Source organism: Bacillus sp. 7_6_55CFAA_CT2 (assembly GCF_000238655.1).
In the GTDB taxonomy this organism is placed as follows: Bacteria; Bacillota; Bacilli; order Bacillales; family Bacillaceae_G; genus Bacillus_A; species Bacillus_A cereus.
On sequence record NZ_JH414711.1, the window covers coordinates 568,570 to 572,502 of the forward strand.

Genomic DNA, 3,933 nt, shown 5'->3' on the forward strand with positions numbered 1-3,933 from the left:
TAGTGGCTGGTTATTTTATTTATTGCAAAATCATAGGAGGTAAAGCAATGGGAACATATTTATATTGTGTACTTCCATTTATAGCTTGGGTAGCTTCGGGAGTATTGAAATTTTTAGTGAATTATCTTCGTTCTGGAAAAGATGCTTTTCGTTTAGTAGGAAATGGTGGATTTCCTAGTACGCATACAACGATTTTATCAAGTATGGTCATGACAATAGGGTTTCATGAAGGTTTTAATACCCCGATGTTTGGAATCGGGATGGCAATTTTAACAATTGTTATCATTGATGCCACAGGACTTCGCCGTACAGTTGGTAAACATGCAAGAATGTTGAATAAACATATAAGTTCGGAAGAAGAAAAATTAAGAGAGCGCCAAGGACATCATTGGCATGAGATTTTTGGTGGACTTGTGTTAGGAACAGTTATTGGGTATGTAGCACATCTAATTATGGTATTTCTACCTTAGGGGGAGAAGCAATGTTGAATATTTGGAATAATTATAAAGGAAAGGGGATATTAGCCCTTGTCCTTTTCATTTTTTATTGTTCGTTTTATTTTTTCATTGGTTGGAAAATGGATACTCACTCCAAAATTTTGAGTGGGGAGTGGAGTGATACCTATTTTTCTTTTGATCAAGGATATTACATTTTTGGTTTTTTCCTTGAGAGAGGAGAGATAGTAGGGATGAGCTGGTTCCGACATCCATTCCTTTATTATTTTGTCCAAGGATTCATGTGGATACTTGAAACAGTAAAAGTAGGGAATATAGTACACGGTATTATATTCATTCAAGCATTCTTAAGCGCGATTAGTGTAGTGATGATCTATGCATTATGCTGTAAAATTTGTAAGAACGTAATTGTTTCTTTCCTACTAGCGATCACGTACGGGTTCTCAGCTACTATGTTAGTTATTACGTGGACACCGGAATCTTTTATTTATGCAAATTTCACATTGGTACTGATGTGTTTTGTGTGTTATCCATTTATTAATGGGGAAAAAGAAGCAAAAATGGGGTTCAATATTACCAATATATTATTGGCATTAGGAATAACTGGGGTCACTTTAACTAATTCGTTTCTGTGGTTTTTAGGTAGTGTAATGAGTTATAAAAAATTGCAGAAAAAAATTATTTGGACTAGTATTTCTATTGTTATTGTCGTGATTACGTTTGTTTTAGTAATGAACGCAAATAATGTAGTTCTTATCGAGGCAGTGAAGTCTAGTATGGGCTTTACGCAAGAACAGAGTTTTTCACCAGAATACGTCAAACCAGTAGGTATATTGATGTTTCATCTATTATTAGGATCTTCCTTTATCTTTGGTAAATTTTCAGAAGTACCATTGCGAGTAGGAAGTGAAGTTGCACATTTGAACCTTCTTCCTTCACATACTATAATCGGTTGGATTGTAGTTGTATCCGTGTATGCTTTTATATTGGTAGTTGTATGGAAAAACTTTTTAAAAGAACCTTTTGTAAGGTTTTTAAGTTTATGTTTACTATTTAATATTGTTTTACATGGAATTGTTGGCTTTGGAGCATCTGAAGCATTTATTTATGGGGCACATATGGTATTTACAATACCTTTATTATTGGCATATGGCTTTAAAGTGATGAGACGTATAAAAGTAGTCGGTTTATGTATAATATTACTATTAATATTAATAAATAATTTTGAGAGTATGTTATATTTCTATCATTTTGCAGTCTCGAACTACTCTTTATAATAAGGTTTATTTTTAATAAAAGGGTACTTTAGATAGGATGTCTAAAGTACCCTTTTATTATTCCTTAAAAATAGATACAAAATAAAAGTCCGAATTATCGCATTTTAGAAAAAATATAGTTATAATAAAAATAGAGAAATTTAGGGGGTCTGAACATGTTTCAAGTACAAAAAGAATTAGCAGGTCATGAAGCGGTAATTGTTGCTTTATTTGAAGAAGAGAAAATGAGTAGTTTTGTACAAGAACTGGACAAAGCGTTTGAAGGGCAATTACAAGTTTTACTAGAAGAGAAAGAATTATCTACGAAGAAAAAGGCCATTTCAAAAGTACATAGCTTAGGGAAAACAAATGTGAAACGTTATTACTTTGTTGGTTTAGGAAAGAAGGAATCTTACACGACAGAAACGTTACGTGCGGCTCTTGGTAAGGCGTTTAAAACACTGCAAGCAGCAAAAGTACAAGATGCAGCAATCTTACTTGATTCTTTCGTAACAGAGAAATTAGACGCGATTGATGTCGCTCATATTGCGGCAGAGGTACAAGGCCTTGGTACATATGAGTTACAAACGTATAAATCAGATAAAAAGGATCGTGTAGAGTTAGAGAAGTTCACGGCTATTACAGCGGAAGATGCACAAGAAATTGAAGCAGCATTAACAGTTGGCTACGTACATGGACGTGCAACAAATTCAGCTCGTACACTTGTAAATATGCCGCCAAACGTATTAACAGCGACAAAGCTTGCTGAGTATGCTGTTGAATTAGCGGAGAAATATGATATGGACTATAAAGTTCTTGAGAAAGAAGAGATGGAAGACCTTGGTATGGGTGCGTTACTTGCAGTAAACCAAGGTAGTGTAGAGCCACCAAAAATGATCGCTCTTATTTATAAAGGAAAAGAAGAGTGGACAGATGTCATTGGGTTCGTTGGAAAAGGTATTACATACGATACAGGTGGTTATTCTTTAAAACCACGTGAAGGCATGGTTGGTATGAAAGGTGATATGGGCGGTGCAGCTGCTGTATTAGGTGCGATGGAAATTATCGGTGAACTTCGCCCAGAACAAAATGTGATCGCTGTTATTCCTTCAACTGATAACGTTGTAAGTGGTACGGCATTTAAGCCAGACGATGTAATCACATCTATGAGCGGAAAAACAATTGAAGTATTAAATACGGATGCAGAAGGTCGTCTAGCTTTAGCTGACGGTATTACGTATGCGAAAAAACTTGGTGCAAACTACCTTGTTGATGTTGCAACATTAACAGGCGGTGTAATTGTTGCACTTGGAAACTATACGACAGGCGCAATGACAAATAATGAAGAGTTATTTGAGCAAGTGCTAGAGGCTTCTATGGAAACAGATGAGCCAATTTGGCAACTACCGATTTTTGATCGTGATAAAGAACGTGTGAGAAACAGTAAGTTTGCTGATTTAAATAACTCACCAGGCCGTGAAGGACATGCGGTTATGGCAGGTACATTCCTAGGCGAATTCGCTGAAGATACACCATGGGTACACTTAGATATCGCTGGAACATCAGAAACAAAAGGTGCGCACGACTTAGGTCCAGCTGGAGCAACTGGCGCAATGGTACGTACACTTGCAACACTTGTGGAGCGTTTTGGAGAAGAATAATTTTTTTGAAGAAAAGGCTGTCTCGAATTTTTGAGGTAGCCTTTTTTTATTGGTATAGTAGACCTGTTTATTGGTAATTCGATATAACTTCGTTTGCTACTACGCTGTTGAAAAAAATGTTTATAAAGAAATTGTGTATAAAATTCCATTTGAAAAAGGAAGTACGGTCTGTTTCTTTACAGAACCAAGTGCATCACTTTTTTCGGGTAAGCCAATTGTAACTTTGAGGCGTGTCCCGAGCTCAAGATTAACTTCTGTAATTGTGTTAATGAAAGAATATTAGCAATGGAGACGATACGATTATTTTAACGAGAATGCATCATCATGAAGATGGTTACTTTTAGAAAATGTTGATTCCATTAATGAGCGTGTAATGCTGTTGTAGCTTTGTCTATTAGAAATACCAATATGGATGAGCGACCTCTTTATTGGTATTTAATAGTTGATTTTCAATGTTATACTTATGTGATATAATCTTTCCTGTATTAGAAGTAAATAACAATTGAATAGGGAGGGAAAGAAGAGAGTGACAAAATAGAAGCACTCTTATTATTATGAGGG

At 35.5% G+C, this 3,933-nt stretch carries 3 protein-coding genes; all 3 read left to right on the forward strand.

Annotation, left to right across the window (positions count from 1 at the left end; all coding sequences use genetic code 11):
• Positions 1-47: 47 nt before the first annotated feature.
• A complete protein-coding gene (locus tag HMPREF1014_RS23450) occupies positions 48-470 on the forward strand; it encodes a divergent PAP2 family protein (RefSeq protein ID WP_000537666.1) in 423 nt (140 codons plus the stop codon).
• 14 nt (positions 471-484) lie between these two features.
• Positions 485-1,732, forward strand: coding sequence for a DUF6080 domain-containing protein (locus HMPREF1014_RS23455; protein ID WP_043308791.1), 1,248 nt, complete (start codon positions 485-487; stop codon positions 1,730-1,732).
• Positions 1,733-1,887: 155 nt separating this feature from the next.
• Positions 1,888-3,372: a cytosol aminopeptidase gene (pepA, locus tag HMPREF1014_RS23460; protein WP_000487944.1), complete on the forward strand. Its 1,485-nt coding sequence runs from the start codon at positions 1,888-1,890 to the stop codon at positions 3,370-3,372.
• The last annotated feature ends 561 nt before the right edge of the window (positions 3,373-3,933 follow it).

What these genes read in the sequence shown, in the direction of transcription:
- HMPREF1014_RS23450 (WP_000537666.1), top strand. Translation starts at nt 48, where the DNA reads ATGGGAACATATTTATATTGTGTACTTCCATTTATAGCTTGGGTAGCT.
- pepA (WP_000487944.1), top strand. Translation starts at nt 1,888, where the DNA reads ATGTTTCAAGTACAAAAAGAATTAGCAGGTCATGAAGCGGTAATTGTT.